At 49.0% G+C, this 21,326-nt stretch carries 17 protein-coding genes; 2 read left to right on the top strand and 15 right to left on the bottom strand.

Going from position 1 to position 21,326, the window contains the following annotated elements:
* Nucleotides 1-168: 168 nt before the first annotated feature.
* The 8 genes from WH45_RS09455 to WH45_RS09420 all read right to left on the bottom strand — a co-directional run bounded on the left by WH45_RS09455 (nucleotide 169) and on the right by WH45_RS09420 (nucleotide 11,145).
* Complete coding sequence (locus WH45_RS09455) at nucleotides 169-2,985, bottom strand: M14 family metallopeptidase (protein ID WP_046214125.1); 2,817 nt, start codon at nucleotides 2,983-2,985, stop codon at nucleotides 169-171.
* A gap of 90 nt (nucleotides 2,986-3,075) precedes the next feature.
* On the bottom strand, nucleotides 3,076-4,089 hold the full coding sequence (locus tag WH45_RS09450; protein ID WP_046214124.1) for an LCP family protein: 1,014 nt from the start codon (nucleotides 4,087-4,089) through the stop codon (nucleotides 3,076-3,078).
* Nucleotides 4,090-4,132: 43 nt separating this feature from the next.
* Entirely contained in the window at nucleotides 4,133-4,813 is a 681-nt protein-coding gene (locus tag WH45_RS09445; protein WP_046214123.1) for an SGNH/GDSL hydrolase family protein, read from the bottom strand.
* A 27-nt stretch (nucleotides 4,814-4,840) separates the two neighbouring features.
* Entirely contained in the window at nucleotides 4,841-6,673 is a 1,833-nt protein-coding gene (locus WH45_RS09440) for an acyltransferase family protein (protein WP_046214122.1), read from the bottom strand.
* A gap of 262 nt (nucleotides 6,674-6,935) precedes the next feature.
* Nucleotides 6,936-8,081, bottom strand: a complete 1,146-nt coding sequence (locus WH45_RS09435; protein WP_046214121.1) for a WD40 repeat domain-containing protein — start codon at nucleotides 8,079-8,081, stop codon at nucleotides 6,936-6,938.
* The gene (locus WH45_RS09430) at nucleotides 8,078-9,541 is read right to left on the bottom strand and encodes a HAMP domain-containing sensor histidine kinase (RefSeq protein WP_046214120.1); all 1,464 of its coding nucleotides are present in this window, start codon (nucleotides 9,539-9,541) and stop codon (nucleotides 8,078-8,080) included. Before WH45_RS09430 ends, WH45_RS09435 begins: the two co-directional genes overlap by 4 nt.
* 2 nt (nucleotides 9,542-9,543) lie before the next feature.
* On the bottom strand, nucleotides 9,544-10,242 hold the full coding sequence (locus WH45_RS09425) for a response regulator transcription factor (protein WP_046214119.1): 699 nt from the start codon (nucleotides 10,240-10,242) through the stop codon (nucleotides 9,544-9,546).
* Between the two features lie 219 nt (nucleotides 10,243-10,461).
* Nucleotides 10,462-11,145 (bottom strand): NAD(P)-dependent oxidoreductase, encoded by a 684-nt coding sequence (locus tag WH45_RS09420; protein WP_046214118.1) that lies wholly within the window; start codon nucleotides 11,143-11,145, stop codon nucleotides 10,462-10,464.
* A 296-nt stretch (nucleotides 11,146-11,441) separates the two neighbouring features.
* On the opposite strand from WH45_RS09420, the gene WH45_RS09415 reads away from it, so the two are divergent.
* Nucleotides 11,442-12,002 carry a TetR/AcrR family transcriptional regulator gene (locus WH45_RS09415; protein WP_046214117.1) on the top strand — a complete coding sequence of 187 codons (561 nt, stop codon included), beginning with the start codon at nucleotides 11,442-11,444 and terminating at the stop codon, nucleotides 12,000-12,002.
* 238 nt (nucleotides 12,003-12,240) lie between these two features.
* Here the strand turns inward: WH45_RS09415 and WH45_RS09410 are convergent, their stop codons facing one another.
* Nucleotides 12,241-13,116 carry an amidohydrolase family protein gene (locus WH45_RS09410; RefSeq protein ID WP_046214116.1) on the bottom strand — a complete coding sequence of 292 codons (876 nt, stop codon included), beginning with the start codon at nucleotides 13,114-13,116 and terminating at the stop codon, nucleotides 12,241-12,243.
* Nucleotides 13,113-16,301, bottom strand: coding sequence for a GNAT family N-acetyltransferase (locus tag WH45_RS09405; protein ID WP_046214115.1), 3,189 nt, complete (start codon nucleotides 16,299-16,301; stop codon nucleotides 13,113-13,115). Before WH45_RS09405 ends, WH45_RS09410 begins: the two co-directional genes overlap by 4 nt.
* Nucleotides 16,302-16,454: 153 nt before the next feature.
* Between WH45_RS09405 and WH45_RS09400 the strand changes: the two genes are divergently transcribed.
* Nucleotides 16,455-16,676 carry a helix-turn-helix domain-containing protein gene (locus tag WH45_RS09400; protein WP_046214114.1) on the top strand — a complete coding sequence of 74 codons (222 nt, stop codon included), beginning with the start codon at nucleotides 16,455-16,457 and terminating at the stop codon, nucleotides 16,674-16,676.
* Here WH45_RS09400 and cntE read toward each other — a convergent pair.
* Genes cntE through opp1B form a run of 5 tightly spaced genes read right to left on the bottom strand, consistent with a single transcriptional unit; the run spans nucleotide 16,660 to nucleotide 21,298 of the window.
* Complete coding sequence (gene cntE, locus WH45_RS09395) at nucleotides 16,660-17,883, bottom strand: staphylopine family metallophore export MFS transporter CntE (protein ID WP_046214113.1); 1,224 nt, start codon at nucleotides 17,881-17,883, stop codon at nucleotides 16,660-16,662. The genes WH45_RS09400 and cntE overlap by 17 nt on opposite strands.
* Before the next feature lie 22 nt (nucleotides 17,884-17,905).
* A complete protein-coding gene (locus WH45_RS09390; RefSeq protein WP_046214112.1) occupies nucleotides 17,906-18,652 on the bottom strand; it encodes an ABC transporter ATP-binding protein in 747 nt (248 codons plus the stop codon).
* Nucleotides 18,653-18,686: 34 nt separating this feature from the next.
* Entirely contained in the window at nucleotides 18,687-19,493 is an 807-nt protein-coding gene (cntD, locus tag WH45_RS09385; protein ID WP_046214111.1) for a staphylopine uptake ABC transporter ATP-binding protein CntD, read from the bottom strand.
* A complete protein-coding gene (gene cntC, locus WH45_RS09380; RefSeq protein WP_046214110.1) occupies nucleotides 19,490-20,371 on the bottom strand; it encodes a staphylopine uptake ABC transporter permease subunit CntC in 882 nt (293 codons plus the stop codon). The genes cntD and cntC overlap by 4 nt, the downstream gene beginning before the upstream one ends.
* Entirely contained in the window at nucleotides 20,372-21,298 is a 927-nt protein-coding gene (opp1B, locus tag WH45_RS09375; protein WP_407668025.1) for a nickel/cobalt ABC transporter permease, read from the bottom strand.
* Nucleotides 21,299-21,326 lie beyond the last annotated feature (28 nt).

Below are 21,326 nucleotides of genomic sequence, written 5' to 3'. Positions count from 1 at the left end.
CGGCAGGATGCCGTAAGCAGCAAATTACTGCAACTGTTAATAATGCAGAACCGTGGGTTGTCTACTCCTTCGCGGTTTTTCCTCAGCAAATATTATCAGAAAAACAACCTTACCCTGACCAGATCGCCGGAGTAAGGTTGCTGCTGTTCTATATTTATAAAGCTCTCTTTATTGTGACTTAGCAGGTGCGGCACTCCATACAGAGTTGGCCAGCAAACGAAACTGATGTTGCGAATGTGCATCGCTCGTCAGATCATTGGCGAATACCGTCACATTCCTGCTTTTATCCTTATAGGTAAAGGCGAGAATTTTGCCTTTGGCCTGATCATGTTTGGGCCACCAGCCCCCTTTATAAAAATCAGGTTGTTTGCTGATCACTGCAAGCACTTTGGCTGCTTTAGGAACGTTGGTTACATAGGAGCCGGATAATGTATACAAATATTCCTGGGCATCATAAGGTGCAGTAATCATATGATCCTGCTTGATATCGGTCCGGAACACCCCTTCATATCGCTCCCATGATGGCCCTGCAAAGGAAAACCCGGGAATCCAGTCCTTTACATTCACCATCCCCATATTGCCATAAGCGATATACGGCTTGCCGCCGTCTATCAGCTTATCCGAGTCAAAGGTATTAACCAGTACATCGGCACGCTGCTGATTCTCGGTCACTTTGAACCCGAGGCTTTTGAGTACATAGGCAGCTTCCCCAAGAGCGGCTACAACAGAAGACTTGAGAACCTTGCCGTGCGGCTTGCTCCCCTGAAATGCAGCGGTATCCAAATAATATTGGGAGGCGAGCGGCTTCAGATCATCGGTTGCTGCTACAAAATTACCGGCTTCCACTCCCGATTGGCTGCTGGTTAGCATGGTTACTTTTTTGCCGGAGTCCAGCAGGCGATTCACTGCCTTGATCGCATCATTATTGTTATTGCGGATAACGATATAGCCAGAATGAGCAGGCATCTGTACAGCGGGCACAGATACCGAGGTTACAACAGATGTTTTGCCGGCAAAGGCTCCGGTATTCCGGACAGCGTAGCTGCTGAATCCGCGCAGATCCGGAAAGTCCTGTACCATCTCACCGGCTACAGAAGGATAATCGGATACATCGACTCCATCATATAGAACCATATTCGCGATGCCATGTTCCGCCTGATGCATATTTACGACGAATGATCCTGCCGGATAAGTGTGACCTCCTGTAGTCACCTGCTCGGTGGAACGCTCTACCTTTACCCCGTTACGAAGGAAGAACTTGATCATCCGGTATGTTTCCAGTGGGTTCTTTTGCAATGCTTTATCGATCGGCAGCACATAATATTCCGGGAAAAAGTTATCATTACCATGACGCGGACGACCAATGATCTTGTTTTTGGCATTTACGAGATACGGATCTACCGTGCGACTGTCTATATTGTTGATACCCCGTTCATAGATTTTGAGCTGATTGAGGAAAAGATTCTGTTTGTTTTCCATAACATAATAAGTTGCTGCTGCCGCGCTGTAATAGAGTGCGTTGGTAGAATCTTCATTCGTCTCGGGAATCTCTAGAGTATGTCCCATTGCACCATGATGCATGGCAAATACAGCAGTATAGGCAGCAGAAGCATCATCCCAGCCAGACGATGTTCCTTTGGATACATAACCAGGGTTTTCTACCGTTTTCCGGTGTTCTTCATATGGAATATGGTAATAATCATATTTGGTATTGGCGATACCGGCTTCACCCATGGCTTTGGCCTGCTGCACCATATGGTCGATCAGCAAATCGTATTCGATATTCGGATCATGCGGCGGCGTAGCCGGCTCGATCAGAAAGTTCTTGTCGAATCCATGCATATCCAGAAAGGATATCGGTGACCATTTGGCAATCTGCTCGGTAACGCTTCGTGTCTCGGGCTGGGTCTGATAGGAATTATCCCGATTCAGATCAAAATAGGCAGCATTGCTGCGTTCAACATGTACTCTGCCATCCGGATTATCCGTATAGACAAGAAGGAAAAACACATGATTGAGCGCATCATCCATATTCATATGCACTGTGTTCGGCTGACCATCCGATGTTTTGGTCTTGTAAGTAATCTGTTTTGACAACGCAGCAGTTTTAAAATAATTCATGATCGAATCGACTCCAGGCGCTTCATTGGGATGAATATTATTAAGCCAGACAGGCACCTGATAATCTCCAAACGCTCCGGACTGGATATCTTTTTGCAGCTGCGCCGGATCATTCATCATCGCTGGATGAGTGATCGTTTGATACTTGTCCACTACCGCCTTATCCCTGGCTACGATCGTCATATAAATATCACGACCTTCTACAGATTTGCCGATGGACAAAGTGTGAATATACCTGTTGTTCTGACGTGCAGCCTGTGCAGTGATAGCGTCAATCTCCGGTTTAAGCTCCTCATACGTATGATAACTTTCGTAAGGAGTCAGTTTGACGGGTGTGCGGGCAATAACTTTGCCATTTACTGCGGCAGAGAGGCTGAATGTACCCATAAGTGACTTGTAGAGAGGTCTTTGCAGAAAAGGTTCTGACAGATTCTCTGTACCGTAAGGAAGATCAAAGGTAATCGCAGCTGTTGCTTGTTCATTTACCACTTGAACCGGTGATGCTGTAATAAAAGGGGCTCCTGCATATTTTCCATTTTTGTATTTTTTCCATTCAGACAGCGGTTTGCCGCCATAAGTCCAGGTGATCTTTTTGGGATCAACGCCCCGGGGGAGCTGGAACGCTGCTTTAAAGGTCCGCTTCCGGGTCATGGATGCGGTATGCTTGTCCAGTTTGAGTGTCTGAATATGGCGATCAGCCATAGTATGAGTGCCGGGTGCTAATTGATGCGGCTGCACTGATGTGATTGTCTCTACACTCCGCACAGGCTGAGCCATGGCAGTAAAAGGTACTGTGGTACCGATAAGTACGCTAATGGATAAAGTTAACGCAGAATAAAAAGGGATTATGGATTTTCGAGTCATCGCCTTGTCTCCTTTGGAATTGAAATCGCAATAATGAGATACTGTGGTTTGCGGATCGACAAGATCCATCTTGATGATTGCAGCTGCTGATTAAAGCGGGTTCTCCGATTTTGCTGATGTATTTGTATCTTTGTCAGTATCCGGGTTATCCGATGTGAGGGTATCCTGTACAAATTGCTTGAGTGCCTGGCGATTCGATATGTCGAGTACAGCTGCCCGGCCAACATAAGTTTCTTTTAGCAGCTTCATCGGCGGAATCTGTTCGCTGCCCTTCATGGTGCTCTGATATCCGACAGAAGCCAGATTCCACATATCCGATACGGTTAGGTTGGTATCGATAAAGGGACTTATCTCATCCAGGATCGAAGGCAGCTTCATAATCGAGGTCGTTGTTTTCAATTTGTCTGCCAGCGCCTTGGTGAATTGACGTTGACGCTCTGTCCGGGAATAATCGGATAGTGCATCATGACGGAATCGGACATACTGAAGCGCCGTTTTGCCGTCAAAATGCTGATTGCCTCGCTTGAGATTAATATCAAATTCATGATGATCGGCTGCACTTTCATAGTGCATATCTTTTTCCACATAAAAATCTACTCCGCCTACGGCATCCACCAGCTTGATGAATCCCTGAAAATCCGTATAGACATAAAACTGTACAGGGATGCCGAGCAGTTCACTGGCTGCCTTCATGGCTGTATCAGGACCATGGGTGATTGCGGTATTGATCCGGTTTTTGTCATATCCCGGAATGTCGGTATACGTATCCCGCAGGATAGAGAATACATGAATGTGCTTCCTGACCGGATCCATCGAAATGACCATCATGCTATCGGAACGCGGGACTTCGCCTTTCTGAATTCCTCGTGCATCCACGCCCATCAGCAGTATATTGACCGGTTCGGTGCCGAGCCACTCGGGTGCTTTGACAGGTGTTTCGTGAGCGGTACTGACTGTGGTGAGAGGAGATTGACTCGGACCTTTGTTTAGCCCATCCAGTCCCCTATAAATCGAAAAGAGATAATAAAAGATACTGGCTGCTACGATAATCAGAATCAGAGTGATCCATATTCGTCGTCTACTTTTCTTCTTTGTCTGTTCCATAGGTACTTCCTTTCTTCAGAACAATTGGCGCGGCTATCCGAATTTATTGTTGGAGGGCTTGAACAAGCAGCGAGGTATAATATCTGCTGCCGTCCGGTTTCAGATGTATTCCATCCTTGTAAAAGAATTGATCCTTGCCCTGACTTGCTGCATACCAGTCGACAACACGGACATTTTTGAACTCGCTGGCTGTCTGCTCCATGGTGTCATTTACCGTATCCTGCCATCCTCTGGGAACCCGGGTCGTAACCAGCAGTACCCGCTTGGCATTGGAGAGCGTCTGCAATACGCTGCGCAGCTGGTCTTTACTAAAAGGACCATTGGTTCCCAGCTCAATAATGACCTGATCGCCCAGATTGCCCTGGGCTGCCAGGTCACGAAGCACTTTGCCTGCCTGCGACATTTGTCGTCCCACTTTGCCATCTACAGTAATATCAGGCAGCTGCTCCTTGAGATACGGAGCTACACCTACAGTAACCGAATCGCCGATCATCGTGACTCCTTTACCTGTTAGCTGACTGGAGGTCGATGAAGTTCCTCCATGAGCCTGGCCGCGCTTCTGGGCAATCGGTTGAACCGAATCTACATGGTATACGGATAGGTCCTGCTGAGCTTCTTCATCCTTGGTCGACTGTTTTTGGGCGTACCAGTGCACTCCGAACACTCCTACAGCGACCATAATAATCAGTATTCCCAATAATCGATTTCGTTGCTTTTTATTCATAGCTTTATCATCCTTTTCATTCATGTATTAGTAGGTGTCATTCTGTTGCAGCGTATTAACCAACAGCGAGGCGTAATAGTCTGCGCCCTCCGGTTTGAGATGAACGCCATCCCGGTAAAAAAATTGATCCTGATTCGCACTGGCCGTGTACCAGTCGATTACCTGTACGTTATGAAAATCGTCAGCGACTTTCTGTATACTGGCATTGACGCGATCCTGCCAGTCGCGCGGGACTCTGGTGTTGACCAGATAGATTCGACGGGTATCCTCCAGTGAAGTTAGCAGTGATCTCAGCTGGGCCTCGTTGAAGACTCCATTTGTACCCAGCTCGATAATCAGTGTCTGTCCGAGTTTGCCTTGGGAGCGAAGACTATCGATCACTTCATCCGCCTGTGTCATCTGCCGGCCTACTTTGCCGTCAATAACGATGCCAGGCAGCTTTTTCTCCAGGAAAGGAGCTGCATCGAGAATCACCGAATCTCCGATAGCTGTAACGCTATCGCCGCTGTCAGACGGCTGTCTTACACCCGGGTCCGCAGGAGTTTCCTTGCGAATCTCTTTTGCAGGATCATATTGCAGCGGCTGTGGTTGAACAAGGTCCCCGCTGCTTACTGCTGTATTTGTGGCAGAACTCGCCGAAGGGGCTGAATTCCATCCCTGCCATCCCGTAATCCATGAGGCCAGAATAACAGCGGTGATAGTAATGGCGGCTAACAGACTCCATTGACTCCCCAGGCCCGATCGGCGTATAGCATGCAGATAGCCCCGCAGCGTTTTACGGCGAATCGGTTCTTCAATATATTTATAGGAAATGGCTGCCATCAAGAGACTAACAGCCACCTGGAGAATGATGCGTGTATAGCTGACATCTTCTGTATTGACTTCGGGACTGGATAGGATAATCACCGGATAATGCCAGATGTACAGGCTATACGAACGTTTGCCGATCCAGCTGAGCGGACGGCAGCCCATGATTCTCTCCAGCCTATTGGCCGGATGAACGAGCACGGCGATCACAATGGCAGTCAGGATCGAGAGATAAATGAATCCGGTAGGATACAGTGCATCATCATACTCATTGGTCTGGTGAATTTGTATGAGCAGCAGAACAATCCCCATCACACCAAGGGTGTCCAGAACATTCCTGGCTGGCGAAGAAATATGCGAATTCAGCTTGCTGCTGGGCCATAGTACAGCAAGCGCTGCACCGATCAGAATGGCAAATGCCCGTGTATCGGTCCCGTAGTAGACTCTGCTGGGATCACTGCCGGGTTCATACAGGATAGCCATGGCTGCAGCCGATACAGCGGCACCTATCAGAATGAGCAGTGTCAGCTTGCCGCGTCGTGGTGCCAGAAATATACCGATCAGCAGTAGTAGCGGCCATATGATATAGAATTGCTCTTCAATCGCGAGTGACCAGAGATGACCGATCGGCGATGGAGGTCCAAAACTCTCAAAATATGAAACATCGTGAAAAATCAGATACCAGTTATTGATATAGAAAATAGAAGTAAAAAAATCTCCCTTCAAAGATATCAGCCGGGATGGATCGGTAAGCAGCAACCACGTTGCTACTACCGTCAGCATACCAAGCATGGCTGGAAGCAATCTTCTCATTCGCTTCACCCAGAACTGAAGCAGCGATATTCGGCCAAACGTTTTCCATTCGTACAGAAGCTGGTCTGTAATCAGATACCCGGAGATGACGAAGAAAATCTCTACACCGAGCAATCCGCCCTGTGCCCATTTCAAATGAAGGTGATAAGCGATCACGGCAAGGACAGAAATAGCTCGCAGACCATCCAATCCAGTCATATAACGCTTCATTGCATGATTCGGATAAAGCTTCCCATTCATTGTAGTTCCTTCCTTGTCTGTGTTGGGCTAATGTTCTTACTCCATTCACTATAGGAAATAGATGTCGCAGAAGTTTGACGGACATGTAAACAAGTTGTCACAAGCGCGATATCTCCATGACTGTTAGCAGACCAAGCCATATGGTTACGAAGCCAACAGAACATGAACAAAGCAGCGCAAAGCAAAAAGCCCTATTCCGGCGAAACGCCGATATAGGGCTAATACTTGTTTTATCTTCTAGGAACCTCTACCATCCTGTTCCCTATTTCAGTTCAATTACAAAAGCTTCTTTAGCTACCGATTCTGTCGATGTACCCTGTGAAGGATCAAGCAGCTTTTGTCCCTGAATCAGCAGACTTTGATTATCCGGACTCCAGTACATGTCATTTAACAGAATTCCACGATATACGGCCTCGTTGTACAGTATATTTCTTCCCTGTAGTTTACCTACGTAAGTAATCGTCTGCTCATCATACGTGGTGTAGGCGATATTTTTTCGATCTGGCGAGAATTTGAAGGTGAGTATTTTTTCAAGGAGAACCGAGAGTTCACCATTACGCTGATCATACTCGTACAGGGTGCCATCGACTCCAAGAAATACAAACTGATCATTACTCAGCCAGGTTGTCTGTTCTCCACCACCTACAACGCGTTCGTACTGAATATCTATGCTGCTGCCGGAGACTTTACCCATGATCAAGGAGATGCGCTGGTATTGATTGTCCCGAATCGTCTGCAGCAGGACGCTGCGGCCGTCATCTGAAATCATTACATTTAACAAGGTGTCTCCCTGTCGGAATTTTTGAAGTTCATACTTTTTGGATGTTTGAGTCTTCATATCATAAATATATAGATAATCCGGCTGGAGACCATTCATTCTTTCGACAAGATAGCTGAGATACGTACTATTATTGGACCAGGAAATGTATTGTATATAGCTGCCCGATGAATTAAAGCTGGCAATTTCTTTTTCTGTGCCATCTTGAAGATTAATCAGTTTCAATCTGTTTTTGGTAGTTGTCGAAGAAGTACTGGAAATATATTTCCCATTCGGAGAAAGCGTACTATGGGAATTCACATAAGGCAGCCCTGAGATCGGCTTACTTTGCTCATAGGGACGCACCAGGCGTTTTACATTTCCCTGATCCAGTACACTTATATCCCTGTCAGCCACAACAACTGAATCGGAAGACGACCAACCAAGCAATCGCACTGTATTTGTCAATGCTTCAGGAAGACGATAGATTTTGTGAATCTGAAAAGGTCGGGAACTCTGTTCGACGCTGGTTACCTCGTTACCGCTTGACATGACAAACGTCTCGGTATGAGGTTCCGAACTGCATGCCGATACACACATTATAAGAATAATCAGTCCGGCAAAAGCTCTAATAGAATTGTATTTCATCATTTTTTCTCACTTCCCACTATATTCAGGGCAGCTAATTCCACAGTAACTACCGTATGGTTATGCTCACTGGTAATAAAAATGGAGCCCTGACATTCTTCCACGATTGCTTTGACGATGCTTAGTCCCAGTCCTACACTTCCTTCTTCGGGACTGTTGGGATGTGCCGGATAAAATGGCTGGAACAGCCTCGACAGATGCTCTGTCTCGATTGGATCACTTGGATTGCTGAATACAAAGCGAATATTCTCCTCTTCCCGCTGTGCCTGAACAGATACGGTGGATAATGGAAGGCTATATTTGATCGCATTATCGATCAGATTGATGAACAGCTGCCTGATCCTGTCACTATGAGCCAGACAGATCAGTCCTTCACCAATCTCGTATTGAATGGTCTTCTTGTATCTTCTAGCCCGAATAGTCATGGTTTCACATACATCCTGCAGGATGATCCCTGCATCTACAGGCTCCAATTCGTGCTGCATATTACTATTGCGCGAGACTTCGAGGAGCTTGAGTACCATCGTATGCAGACGTCTGCTTTCCTCTATGATATGATTCATGCCCTTGTCAAAAAAGGCGCGGTCCTTCTCCCCGTTCAGCCGGATCAACTCTGCATAGCCGAGAATGGAAGTTAACGGCGTCTTCAGTTCATGGGTAATATTATCGAAAAATCGCTTTTCCTGCTGATGCAGCTCCTTGAGGTGATCCCGATCCTTTTCGATAATATGGATCTGGTTGCTGATTTGATCGATCATGTCGTTGAAGTTCTCAGCCAAATGACCGATCTCGTCCTTGCGCCGGAAATGAAGACGTATGTCCAGATTGCCGTTTTTGACCTCGGTCGAAGCGCGTGTCAGTTTGGTCAGTGGAATCGTAATATGTCTGGACAGAATATAGGAGAATAGAAAAGCAGCTGCAAAAATCGCCAGCGCAATATAGAGGGTAACTTGTAAAACCTGATTCGTCTGCTCATACAGTGAACTGAAATCCCGGTAAAAACGGAGAATGCCCACCTTGGAGCCGTCGATCACGACCGGGTAGGAGAATAGGACGGTTGTTTTGCCTTGATCGGTTGTAATACTGTAAGCGGTATTGCCACTTACCGCCTGCTGCAGGTCGCTCTGCATCTGCGCAGGAAAACGGGATTTGTCCGACGCGTAGAGCAATTTTCCCTCTACCGTGTATACTCCTACGCTGCTGTCGGTGGTGTGGTTAAGATCGCCCGCAATCTCCTGGGCAATCTCTCCAAAGTATAACTCATTGCTGGTGAAATGGTTGATCAGAAAAGCCTGGCGGATATAGACATTGCTGTTGCTTTTGAGTCCATCCAGTTCGGAGCTGACCAGATTCTGGTTGCTGGTCTGGATAAACTCCTTGACTGTCTGATGAAGTACCACAAACGAAAGCGAGAAAATCAGGAAAAAACCGATCAGAAACTTGTGGCTAATTTTACGTATCATGCTCAGCCACCCAATTTCTCGAATTTGTACCCTATTCCGAAGACCGTTGTGATCAGCGAGTTGGCATCGAGCTTTTTTCGCAGCCGCTGGATATGCGTATCCACCGTACGTGTGTCACCCACAAAATGGTAACCCCATACCAGATCGAGCAGCTCTGCACGTGTAAAGGTTTTGCCCTGGTGCTTGATCAGCATAAGCAGTAGATCATATTCCTTGGGCGTCAGTTCCACCGTCTGGCCTTCTTTTTGAACGAGCCGTTCGGATTCGGTAATCTCGATATGTCTGATCCGGATCACTTCCTGTTCAGGCTCCTTTCTCTCCTGATTGTTCGCCTGTTCCACTCTCCGCAGAATGGTGCGTATACGTGCAATGACTTCCCGCAGATCAAACGGCTTGGTAATGTAGTCATCGGCACCAAATTCCAATCCCAGCACTTTATCCGTAATATCCGATTTGGCAGTAATCATAAAAATTGGGATGTTATAATTGGCAGTTACTTTTTTGCAAATATCCAGTCCGCTCTGATCCGGCAGCATCCAATCCAGCAGCAGCAGATCCGGCTGGAACGACTCCAATTCACGCATTCCTGCTGCTCCATCGCCCGCTATCTGTGTCTGAAATCCCTCCATGGACAGCCCATAGGACAGCAAATCAGCAATAGGAGCGTCGTCTTCAATAATCAGAATTTTAGCTTTGTTCATCATAATCCTCGTCTCTGTTTTTAATACGGCATGCATAAGGCATCGTTCATTATATTAACGACTACGTTCCAAACAATCAATTATAAGTACTTGATCTATGTATTATGAAGTGTACATATTTAAATAAACAAGAAAAAGTTCCAAGCTGTTATTAATCAACTTGGAACTTTGCTTATACTTAACTGTTACATCTCATCTATCCTTTCAGTACCAGCCCTATTATCGCCCAACGTTAACGATCTTCCTGATCCAGGTTGGCTCATTCGTCGCCGCCCTTATGAGGCAGTCGGCGCAGTCAGCAAAGGACAGTGGCCTAAGCGGAGAAATGCGGCTCAAGGGGCCTGCCGTATATTTCAAAGCGGCGGCTGCGTCGTTAAGAGCTGGCGGTCGTACAATGATCCAATCCAATTGGCTCTGTTGTACTGTCCGCTCGGCAATAGCTTTGTCCTCAACAGCCTTTGTGAAAATGCGACCCGAAATGTTTATGGCCAGGCGATTCAGTGTTGAAAGTTCTTTTCCATCGCTCAGACCAATGCCGCTCTGCATAACGAAGCGCTTCACTCCGGCACTCTGACAGGCTGCCAGGATGTTTGTAATGCCCACCGACATGATCGTACCTGGCGAAAAGTTTTTGCGGATGTTCGAGATTACCTCCGATAGGACCGTACTCTGCGAAAAGTTTCCAGAAGGACCTATGCAGCTAATTACCACATCGGTATCGACCAAGGCTCTGGTAATACTCGGCATATCGAGTACATCTCCCTGTCGGATGCTGAGACGCGCTCTGGGGACGATAACTTCCGGCCGACGAGCTACAGCTGTAACCTCGTGCCCCAAATCAAGTGCTCGCTCTATCACTTTCCTGCCCGTCGCACCGGTCGATCCTATTACCGTAATCTTCATGAAGTAGTTCCCCCTTTGAATATGATAATTATGACTTCTATTCATCGCTGATTTACTGGACATCGCAGATGGCTGCCATAGCTTTCACACAGCTTGCCAACCATGAAGAAAATCTGCTTTTACTAGTTCAATTAATAGGTATATACAAATGCACACTGGTGTATTAATTAACAACTGTGTATAATCATAACCAAAAAAATAATACAGCAGCAATTACCAAATAGTCGTAATTCGTGCATTTTTTCACACATCATTTGAAGTTGTGTAATTTATTTTGGAAAGTATGGTGACCCACAGTGTCCAAGATGGATAGAAGAATAATCAAATCTCAAGAAGCGATAAAAAAAGCACTACTTGAACTGATGATCCAAAAAAAAATTGATCAAATTACGATACAAGAAATTTCCGATAGGGCAAATGTTAGCCGAAGAACGGTCTATCTTCACTATATAGATAAATTTGATCTTCTGGATCAGCTGATCGAAGAGCATATTTACGAATTGCGCAAACTCTGTGAATCCGCTGCGGATAATACCGTTTATTCGGATACGGTATTGTTATGGTTCGAGTATTTTGAGAGTCATTATTTATTTTTTTCAACGATGTTGGCGAATCAAGGAGGACCTTTTTTTCGCAGCCGGTTCCTTGAGTTTGTCCTTCAGGAGCTAAAAAAGGTAGAATCCATAACCGAAGGAAGTTCTCAAGTATCAAGTGATGTTAACGATGAAGATGTGACTATTCAATTTTTTGGAGCTGCTATCGTCGGGGTAGTGGAATGGTGGTTCAACAATGAAAACCCTTCTCCCCCTCACGCTATGGCACAACGAGTCGGAGCATTGTTGGAAAGGAATTTATAATGGATATTGAATTACCATCTAAAAGTGATTGTCCTACTGAAAAGTTAGACCTTGTGTCTCAATATGCGGTGAAAATTCAACAAAAAAGAGAGGCGAGTTGCCCCTCTTTATTATTTATGCCGATATATCTCAGCTGTTGGTCTTTCCTGACCAACAGTGAGCAGCACTCCACATAGGTCGACGTCTGCAGCCCAAACACCAATCTACAAATTCAGCATCTTCGCTTCTAATGGCAGCACTACTTTTTGTTTTTCTGGTCCACCCACTGACGGAGCTTTGGAAAAACGGACAGCGCATTGTTGTAAAACACATCTTCCCAGTGCTGCTCGGGAATCAGATTTTTCACAAACATAATATACGCATCCAGCGGTACCAGCGGCCAGTCGGTGCCGAATACGAGCCTGTCGTACTTTTCCGCAAATACGATCGCACGGCGAAAATGATCGACATACGTCTGCTCGCCCATCAGGCGCTGCACTTTGGCCTTGTCACCCACGATCCAGCCGGACAGGTCGGCGTACAGGTTCGGGTTCTTCTCCAGCAGTGCCGCTGTATCCATCACCCATGGATCACCGAGATGACAGAGCATAAAGGTCAGCTCCCGGTGCTTTAAGAACGTCTCTTCCATCGACAGCGGATGCGAATACTTGAGCAATCCTCCATCGGCATAGGTCAGTCCGCCATGAATTACGATCGGCAGTTCATACTGATGAGCCAGACGGTAGACCGGATCATAGATGGCATCGCCGACATTGTAGTGGTAGTACCCGGCATACAGCTTGATGCCTACAGTCTGAGGAGATTGCAGTGACTGCTCGAGTGCCTCCAGCTGCCCTGGCAGATGCAGGGTCTCCGGGTTAATACCAACACATGTGAACAGATTATCCGGCATTCGGTCATTCAGATCGAGCAGCATCGGGTTGGCGGCAGCCGGGTCCGGAAAAGCTCCGGCGATCGTCTCCGTCACGCCCATGCCTACACCGGCAATGACATTGGAACCGGTGAATTCAGCCAGCAGTCCCTCTGTCGTATATTCGATAGACGCCAGATTACGTGCTGTATCATAGAAAGATTCAATTTCGGAAAAATGAACATGTGCATCTATAATCTTCATCGATTGCTCCCTTCTGCAGCTGTACGGCTCTTTGTCTCAGAAGAAGTGGAGCCTGCTGCTTCGCCAAATCGGATATTGTACAGATCATTCCAAGCGTCATCGGGAATCGGTACATCCGTGATGATATGGAACTGCGGTCTGCCGTACGTCTGCTGCTGATCGTACAGGTACATCTGGTCGGTCGTAAAACCAGCTGTAAAGTGAGTATTCAGGAACAAGCCGCAATAATCGGCATCCGGATGCGTCATCCAGTTGAGCTGCTGTGTCCGTTCGGAAGAGCTGTAACGGACGATGCCATGGTCCAGCTGCTCATCGTACTGTACTTTGCCGACTTTGTAGGTGATCTGTTCGCCAGCCTGATTGCGGATATGGGCACGGCCATTGCTCAGCTCCTGACCGGTTTTGTAAAAGTTAAAGCAGTTCATCGACAGCGGGAACAGCGACGTTCCGGTCTGCGGATTGACTTTGACAAAGGTGGCCAGTACGGGGACACCGGGAAGAGTGACGTAGTACTGCTCCACCAACAATCCTTTGAACCGGATATTGTGCTGGATATTGACGGTGATACGGATACCGGACCATAGATTTCCCTGATTATCCCGGATCTCCGCAAAGTCCACCTGCCGCTCCTCTGCCTGCAGGCTCGCATCGGATAATCCTTGGATCTGCATATGAATACCGCCGATCCATGGGTTCAGCCATGAGCGAGGGCCCAGCTGTGGGTAAGAGGAATCCAGCCATTCCACACCGTGATGCTGCAGCGAGAACAGAGTAGGCGCGAAGGAGCCATTGACCTGCAATTGCAGCACACCGTTATGGACCGTATGGACATCGCCATGTTCAGTCGGCACTACCAGTAGATCCATCTCCCGTGGCTGTACCGGGAAGAGCACCCGTGCCGTTTTCATCTCATAAGTGTCCATATCCAGATGGACGTTGATCACGTCTGTTTCCGGCCCGGGCTGCAGGGATAGCTGTGCCTCATACTGCTGCAGTTCCTGTTCTCCTGTTATAGTCAGCTGCTGCTGATCTATACTGTCCAGGTGCGACGAGACCTGAATGATGCCATCCAGTACAGTATTCCGCTGCTCCAGAATCTTCACTTCCAGTGCCTGCGATGCAAATGGGTTCCCATTATTGACGAGTACTTCCAGCGGCTTCTGTACAGATAACTTCTCGGATGAACCCTGCTGCAGAGCGAATGTGCGGAAGTCCTGCCAGTCCTCCCATGTACCGACAGCGAGCTGCAGAGGCGGTGTCTCTATCCTGTCTGCTGCTGACCAATCGCGGAGCGGATGCTCTACCGCATACTGCCAGATATCCAGCATCAGCGTTCGGCTAGCGGGCCACGTAATTCCGCAGGTGGAATGCTTGTCATGCGCGAACATCCAGTTTTCCGTCAATTCGCTGATCTCCCAGTAGTCTACTGCTGCCGCATCCGGCCCATGAGCGGTATGGACATAGCGATTGCGATACGGAAGGATAGTGTTCTCCAGAGAGAAGTTGAATTGTTCTTTCATAAATAAATTTTCTGCTCGCTGTAAAGCTTCTGTTCGCTCTCCGGCACTGCTAAGAGACTGTACGACATGATGACGGCTGAAGAGGCCGTTACGATGTACTTTGACGATAGTTGTCAGCCGCAGTTGATACGATTCCAGCTCGTACTGCGCTTCCATAATCATCTCATCTTCTTTGCGGAAGGTTACGCGGGATGCCGTATCTCTGTGGAATTCATTGCTGTAAGGCAGGCCAAATTTCGGGAAATATAATATCGTTTTCATTTCGCTGCCTTGATAGATTTTCAGCAGATTATTCTGTTTGTTCAGGCGGGCGCTGTATTGTCCGTTGAATACCACCCATTCCTCAGAAGTCTCACTGCCAAAAGCAGCCATCGCTCCAGGGAAAAAGAGGCTTATGTATTGCTCCAACACCAGGGTATCGGTAGTGCGGTTGATATCATTATAGATGTGAATCTTATGATGCCAGACGCCATAGTTCAGCAGTCTGGCTGCAACTCTAATCGAGCGCCGGGAATGGGCAGGAACCGTAATATTGATTTCTTGCTCATGGAAGGCGAGAATATCGCTTGCCGGCCACTGCATGGAGTAGGTATATTCGGTATCATGTTCATTTTCTACAGTTAATTCCAGTTCCAGTTGTTCGCCTCTATACATATTACGGTGAGGAGCATGGAGCTTGAGCCTTACCGGAAAACGCGGCTCGATCCCAATCTTGAATACCGCAGACAGTCCGTTGATGAGCAGCTGGGCTTCCACGACTGGATGAGTCTGGTACGGGTCTTGCTCTTCTTCGATCGGCTGTACATGGAACTTCCCTTCGATGGTCTCATATGACTGGATCTCTCTGGATTCATGCAGCTCAAAGTCAATCGCCGGGTTGCCTTTGCCTGTTACTTCAATCGTTAACGGCTTGCCGCTCTTGTTGGTGACTTCGTAGATGATCGGATAACTGCTGCCAAATGGCAGGCGGTGGGCGACCGGAATACTCGCCTGAATCAGATAATCATCCGTCTCGATCAGACGCAGTCCACGGCCGGTACGCTCATACTCTATACGAAGATGGGTATCATCCTTACTCCACTCATAAGCAAAGTAATCAAAACCGTTCTCCCGCCGTCCATCCGGCGCGGTCACAATCTCGCGAACGCTATCCGCATACCAGTCGAGTTGACCGAAATAATGCTGTACTGCCGGTGTCTGCATAACCGAAGGAATCAGATTGATCAGATGCGTGGTATCATCGCGTTTTTCCCAGAAGAAGCCTGCTTTTTTGTAGGCGGGTACCGCTTTGACATTGCCCGGCCAGGTGTACAGGTCGAGTCTCGGCCAGCCCATCCGGATCGTCTGTTCGACGGCATGCAGCACGAGCCTTTTGCCGACTTTGCGGCCGTGGTAATCCGGACGCACATTCAGCAGTGGAATGTATAACGCACCAGCATCTTCCTTGTAGTGGGAGAAGCTGCAGTAGCCCACTACTTCATTCCCGGCGACCGCCAGAAACACATGCAGATGGGTGCTGTTATGATGTTCATTGAGAATCATCTGCTCGGTCTGAATCGCGCTGTCTCCTCCCCAGCTCTCATGGCTGGCATTCCACATTTCGGCGATGGAAGCGGCATAGCCGGGTTCATACTCTACAATCCGGATATCGTCAGTTCTTGTCATTATGTAATTCCCTCCAATGCTATAAATTACAGTTCTATCGATCTTACAGACTGTCCTGCTGACAGGATAGACTTGTGAAACCGCAACCAAAACGAAGCAGACAAATAATCTCGCAGCTTTGATTTCCTGTATTATATAGAAGAATGGAAATAAATGCACCTTCCACAAAATAAGGTCTGTCTGGAGATGACGCCTGCGGCTTATTTGCCGGAATCATACGTTTTGCATGCCAAAAAGCTGCTGCTGTCGACCGACCGTACGATTTGGGAGATTGCACGGGATTACGGGTTCTCGCAGAGCAGCTGCTTTATTCACTATTTCAAAAAGGTTCTTCAGGTGATGCCAGAGCTGTTCCGGATCAGCTGGGATTCCTGATGCCGGATGATGGCAGCTGCTGCGCATACCTCGTCATGCTCTGTTTTTGCAGCAGGACGAACAGAATCAATACAATTCCCAGTACCGCACATATGCCGTACATCCCAGAGTACGACCAGTAATCTGCGAGGGGTCCCATAATGATACTGCCGAGCGACATGCCGAGATCGGCCATCGCGATGAACAGCCCCATCAGCACATTACGGCTGTGCTCCGGCAGGACAAAGCTCAGATAGGTGGTCAGCGTCGGATAGATCACCGCCTGGGCGATGCCCATCAGTACCGCTCCGGTATATAGGAAAATAAACCCTCCGTTCACGGATATACTGACCAGCTGTGACGCCGCTGTCAGCAGAATCAATGCCCCGATCATAAATGGCGTATGCCAGCGTCCGTCGGAAGGGATTTTTTTGCGAAGCAGGAACCGGGCCAGAACTACACTGGCTGCCTGCAGCATCAGATAGATACCGGCACTACCGCTCGGCAGCTGATCCGCATACAGCGGCAGAAAGGTCGTAATCGCTCCGAATACGACAGAAGCGATCAGCATTACTACACTGCAATTGCGCAGCAGCGGATTTCGTACCAGCTGTCCAAGGGAAGACCATGTTCCCGAACGCTGCAAAGTCGATGCTTTTGGCGGCAGTTCCCGGCTGCTGTCCATCCGGGCAGTATAGCCGAATACACCCGTGAAAATGGCTATCGTCACCATGGTCACTGTAAAGTAACTGCTGCTGCCGCTCTGCCAGATGCCCAGCGCCAGCACCGGGGCAATAATGCCCGGCATGTAGGAGCACAGCGAATAGAGGGATATTCCCTGGGAGCGATCCTTTTCCGGCAGTGCATCGATAATGCCGATCTGCAGCGCCATTGAGAAAAAGGCAGTCGACACCCCCTGCAGCATCCGGGCGACCAGATAACCCGCCGGTCCTGTAAATGTATACAGTACAAGCGCAAAAGCATTAATGACCAGAATTGTACGCAGCACCCGAATCGGGCCATGCTGCTGAATCATCTGCCCGGCCCACGGCCGAAAAAACATCGTTGTAAACAAATAGGCCCCCATAATGAGCCCAATCGTCGTATTGCTCGCTCCCCAGGCATGTCCCTGCAGCGGAATAATGACATTGAGGATCGCGTTGGCACTGAAATAACCCAGCACCAGAATATACAGCCGCAGAAATGGCCAGGATAGTGCTCCGTTCACGGCTTTCCCCTCCTTTATGGTCTTATATGATGATTGTGGCACCCAGCAGCGTACGGGCATAATCCGACTGCACTTCCCTTAGCCGATCCGTATCGATCGTCTCCACAATCTGTCCCTTTCTGAAAATGATCATCCGGTCGCACATATAGGCAGCGGCCTGGATGTCATGTGTGATAAAGATATAGCCCATCCCATAGACGGACTGCAGTTCCTGCAGCAGATGCAGTACCTGCACCTGAACCCGTACATCCAGTGAACTGATCGCCTCATCCAGTACGATATAACGGGGACGGTTCGCCACCGCTCTGGCAATGCATACCCGCTGCGCCTCTCCACCGGACAGTTCATGCGGATACCGGGTCCGGTAAGCCGGACTCAGTCCGACCTGCTCCAGCAGTTCATCCACTCGCCTGCCATGATCCGCCCGCGAACGTCCATCCCCATCCAGCGGTTCCCGGATCGCCTGCTCTACCGTAAAGAAAGGATTGATCGACGACGTATAATCCTGGAATACCGCACTGATCTGCCCGCGGCGTACCTGACGCTGTGCGATCGGCTGTCCATTTAGCAGGATCGCGCCATGATCCGGTTTCTCGATACCGAGAATGAGACGTCCCAGCGTCGACTTGCCGCTGCCGCTTTCGCCGATAATACCGAGACATTCGCCGTCATGGCAGCTGAAGCTGACGCCGTGCAGTACCTTTTCTGATCTTTTCGCGAGCAGTCCGCTTTTTCGGTACGATTTCTCCACATTCTGTATGTGCAGCATATTGCTTGTCTCCTTTGTTCCGTTACTCTTGGATTCACTCCTCATTTATCAGCTGCCTGAAATGATCACTCAGGGTGAGCCGGGCAGAGAGCAGCTGGCGGGTATAATCATGCCGGGGCGCTGTGAACAGCTGCCCAGTCTCTCCGCGCTCAATGATTTGTCCGCTTTTCATAATCAGTACGTCATCCGCAATATGACGGACCGCGCCCAGATCATGAGAAATAAAGATCATCGAACTTCCCAGCGTACGGCGCAGATGGATAAACTGCGCCATTACTTCCTGCTGGGACAGCGTATCGAGTGCTGTCGTCGGCTCATCGGCGATAATGATATCCGGCTTCAATACCAGGGTCAGTGCAATCATCATTCGCTGCAGCATCCCGCCGGACAATTCATGCGGATACCGGTTCATCAGCTGGGCAGGCTGGTTCAGCATGACGCTCTGCATTGCCTCCTGCATCATGGCATCGATAACGCTGCGGCTCCAGCCATAATGCTCCCCCAGTGTCTCCCGGAAATGCACCCCAACGACGCAGGAAGGATCAAAAGCACTCATCCCATTTTGCATAATCATACCAATCGGTCTGCCGCGCATGTTCCGCATCTCGCGGGCGGACAGTGCATTCAGATCGGTTTCCCGGAATAGAATACGGCCCGTTTGGTGCAGAGACGACGGGTTCAGCCGCATGATCGCCCGGCAGGTGAGCGATTTGCCGCTGCCGCTCTCACCTACGATAGCAAGGCACCTCCCCTGCCGCAGTTCAAACGAAACATTGTCGACGATCACCTTGCCGGTATGGGTATCCTTGATATTCAGCTGATCCACTTCCAGTATATTCATAACCGAACCGGCACCTCCTTGTGCTCGGGCTGTCTGTCATGCTGCACTCCGGATTGACGCAGCCGGGGATCGAGAGCCACCTGCAGAGAATCCGCCAGAAAATGAAATGCAGAGACGACGATCACAATCGCCATTCCCGGCGGCAGCATCATCTCCGGCCGGGTGAACATCACTTCCCGCGCTTCATTCAGCATCATGCCCCATTCCGCCTGCGGCGCCTGAATACCGAGTCCGAGAAAGGAAAACCCGGATATTTGCAAAATCATCGCCCCAATAGAGCTGCTCGCCACCACCGCAATATCGGCAAATGTTACCGGAATCACATGACGACGGATAATTTGTCCATGTCTCATACCGGTCGCCCGGGCAAACCGGATATAATCCTGCTCTGTATACTGCAGCACCGATGTCCGGATGACCCTCGCGAACCATGCCCATTTGGTCAATACAAAGGCAATCAGTATATTTTCCAGTCCCACCCCGAGTATGCCGACTATTGCGAGGGTCATGACATAACCGGGGAAAGACAGCACCACATCACATATCCGCATGATCCATGTATCGATCCGACCCCGAAAGTAACCGGCCGCAAATCCGAGCACCGCTCCGATCAGCACAGAGAACAGCAGCACGACCAATACCGCCAGTACGCTCGGACGAATGCCGTAGATCAGCCGGGACAGGATACACCGGCCCAGCTGATCATTGCCAAGCAGATATTCCCACGATGGACCTGCATATCGCAGACTCATCTGTACAGCCAGCGGATCATGCGGCGCTAGTAACGGTGCGAACAATCCAGCCATAATCACGCCGATCACCACGAGGAGGGATAGACTGCCTGTTTTGTCCATGCTCCCCTTTTTCCATATCTTCATTTACAGACCATTCCTTAGCTTGGGATTGATCGCAGCGTTGATCATATCCGAGATGGCATTGAATATTACAAATGAAACAGCCAGGATCAGCACATACGCCTGAATCACCGGAAAGTCACGGCTCAGTATGGCGCGTACGCTGAGGCTACCCAGCCCCGGCCAGGCAAAAACATTCTCGACCACAACCGTGCTGCCCAGTATGATCGGAATCGCCATGCAAAATATCGATACCGCCACCTGCAGGGAATTGCGCAAAATATGCAGCGTGATGGTTCTCTCTGGCAGTCCGGATGCCCGTCCGTACAGCACATAGTCCTTATTCAGATTGCTGAGCATCGAGCTGCGCACATTACGAAAATACAGCCCGGCATAGCTGATGGTAATGATCAGCACCGGCAAAATGTAACTACGGTACGATTCCATCCCACTCGTCGGTAGCCAGTCCAGCCGAACCGAGAAATACCAGATGAGTAGCGCAGCCAATCCGTACGAAGGCACCGCCGTAAGGATAAAAGCGAGCATGCGCATCGAACGATCCAGCAGCCGTCCGGCCTGCAAGGCACAGATCACTCCCAGCACCACCGAGACGATGATAATGCTCACTGCCGACACCAGCGTCAGTCGCAGTGTATTTACCAAAGCCGGACCGAGCAGCAACCAGACCGATTGACCGGTTATATACGAATTGCCAAAATTCAGCTGCAGACAATCCGCCATCCAGTGTATATACCGGACAAGAAACGGCTGATCCAGACCAAGCTGCTGCTGTGTCCGGGCAATCAGCTCGTCGGTAATGACCGGTACACCCTGTGCCTGCAGCACAACAACTGCCGGGTCCATCGGGGACAGATTGATCAACACAAATGTTAGCAGGGAAATCGCCCACAGCAGCGGAATGGCGAATACGATTCGCCTGATCATATACATTCCCACCGGAGAACCTCCTCTTGCTTAT

The organism is Paenibacillus wulumuqiensis, assembly GCF_000971965.1.
Classification (GTDB): domain Bacteria; phylum Bacillota; class Bacilli; order Paenibacillales; family Paenibacillaceae; genus Saccharibacillus; species Saccharibacillus wulumuqiensis.
Note: the sequence above shows the minus strand (reverse complement) of the source record. Positions and strands in the feature narration are given on the sequence as shown.

Excerpts from the sequence above, each read along its gene's own strand:
- WH45_RS09455 (WP_046214125.1), bottom strand. The coding sequence starts at position 2,985 with ATGACTCGAAAATCCATAATCCCTTTTTATTCTGCGTTAACTTTATCC.
- WH45_RS09450 (WP_046214124.1), bottom strand. The coding sequence starts at position 4,089 with ATGGAACAGACAAAGAAGAAAAGTAGACGACGAATATGGATCACTCTG.
- WH45_RS09445 (WP_046214123.1), bottom strand. The coding sequence starts at position 4,813 with ATGAATAAAAAGCAACGAAATCGATTATTGGGAATACTGATTATTATG.
- WH45_RS09440 (WP_046214122.1), bottom strand. The coding sequence starts at position 6,673 with ATGAATGGGAAGCTTTATCCGAATCATGCAATGAAGCGTTATATGACT.
- WH45_RS09435 (WP_046214121.1), bottom strand. The coding sequence starts at position 8,081 with ATGATGAAATACAATTCTATTAGAGCTTTTGCCGGACTGATTATTCTT.
- WH45_RS09430 (WP_046214120.1), bottom strand. The coding sequence starts at position 9,541 with ATGATACGTAAAATTAGCCACAAGTTTCTGATCGGTTTTTTCCTGATT.
- WH45_RS09425 (WP_046214119.1), bottom strand. The coding sequence starts at position 10,242 with ATGAACAAAGCTAAAATTCTGATTATTGAAGACGACGCTCCTATTGCT.
- WH45_RS09420 (WP_046214118.1), bottom strand. The coding sequence starts at position 11,145 with ATGAAGATTACGGTAATAGGATCGACCGGTGCGACGGGCAGGAAAGTG.
- WH45_RS09410 (WP_046214116.1), bottom strand. The coding sequence starts at position 13,116 with ATGAAGATTATAGATGCACATGTTCATTTTTCCGAAATTGAATCTTTC.
- WH45_RS09405 (WP_046214115.1), bottom strand. The coding sequence starts at position 16,301 with ATGACAAGAACTGACGATATCCGGATTGTAGAGTATGAACCCGGCTAT.
- WH45_RS09400 (WP_046214114.1), top strand. The coding sequence starts at position 16,455 with ATGCACCTTCCACAAAATAAGGTCTGTCTGGAGATGACGCCTGCGGCT.
- WH45_RS09390 (WP_046214112.1), bottom strand. The coding sequence starts at position 18,652 with ATGCTGCACATACAGAATGTGGAGAAATCGTACCGAAAAAGCGGACTG.
- cntD (WP_046214111.1), bottom strand. The coding sequence starts at position 19,493 with ATGAATATACTGGAAGTGGATCAGCTGAATATCAAGGATACCCATACC.
- cntC (WP_046214110.1), bottom strand. The coding sequence starts at position 20,371 with ATGAAGATATGGAAAAAGGGGAGCATGGACAAAACAGGCAGTCTATCC.
- opp1B (WP_407668025.1), bottom strand. The coding sequence starts at position 21,298 with ATGTATATGATCAGGCGAATCGTATTCGCCATTCCGCTGCTGTGGGCG.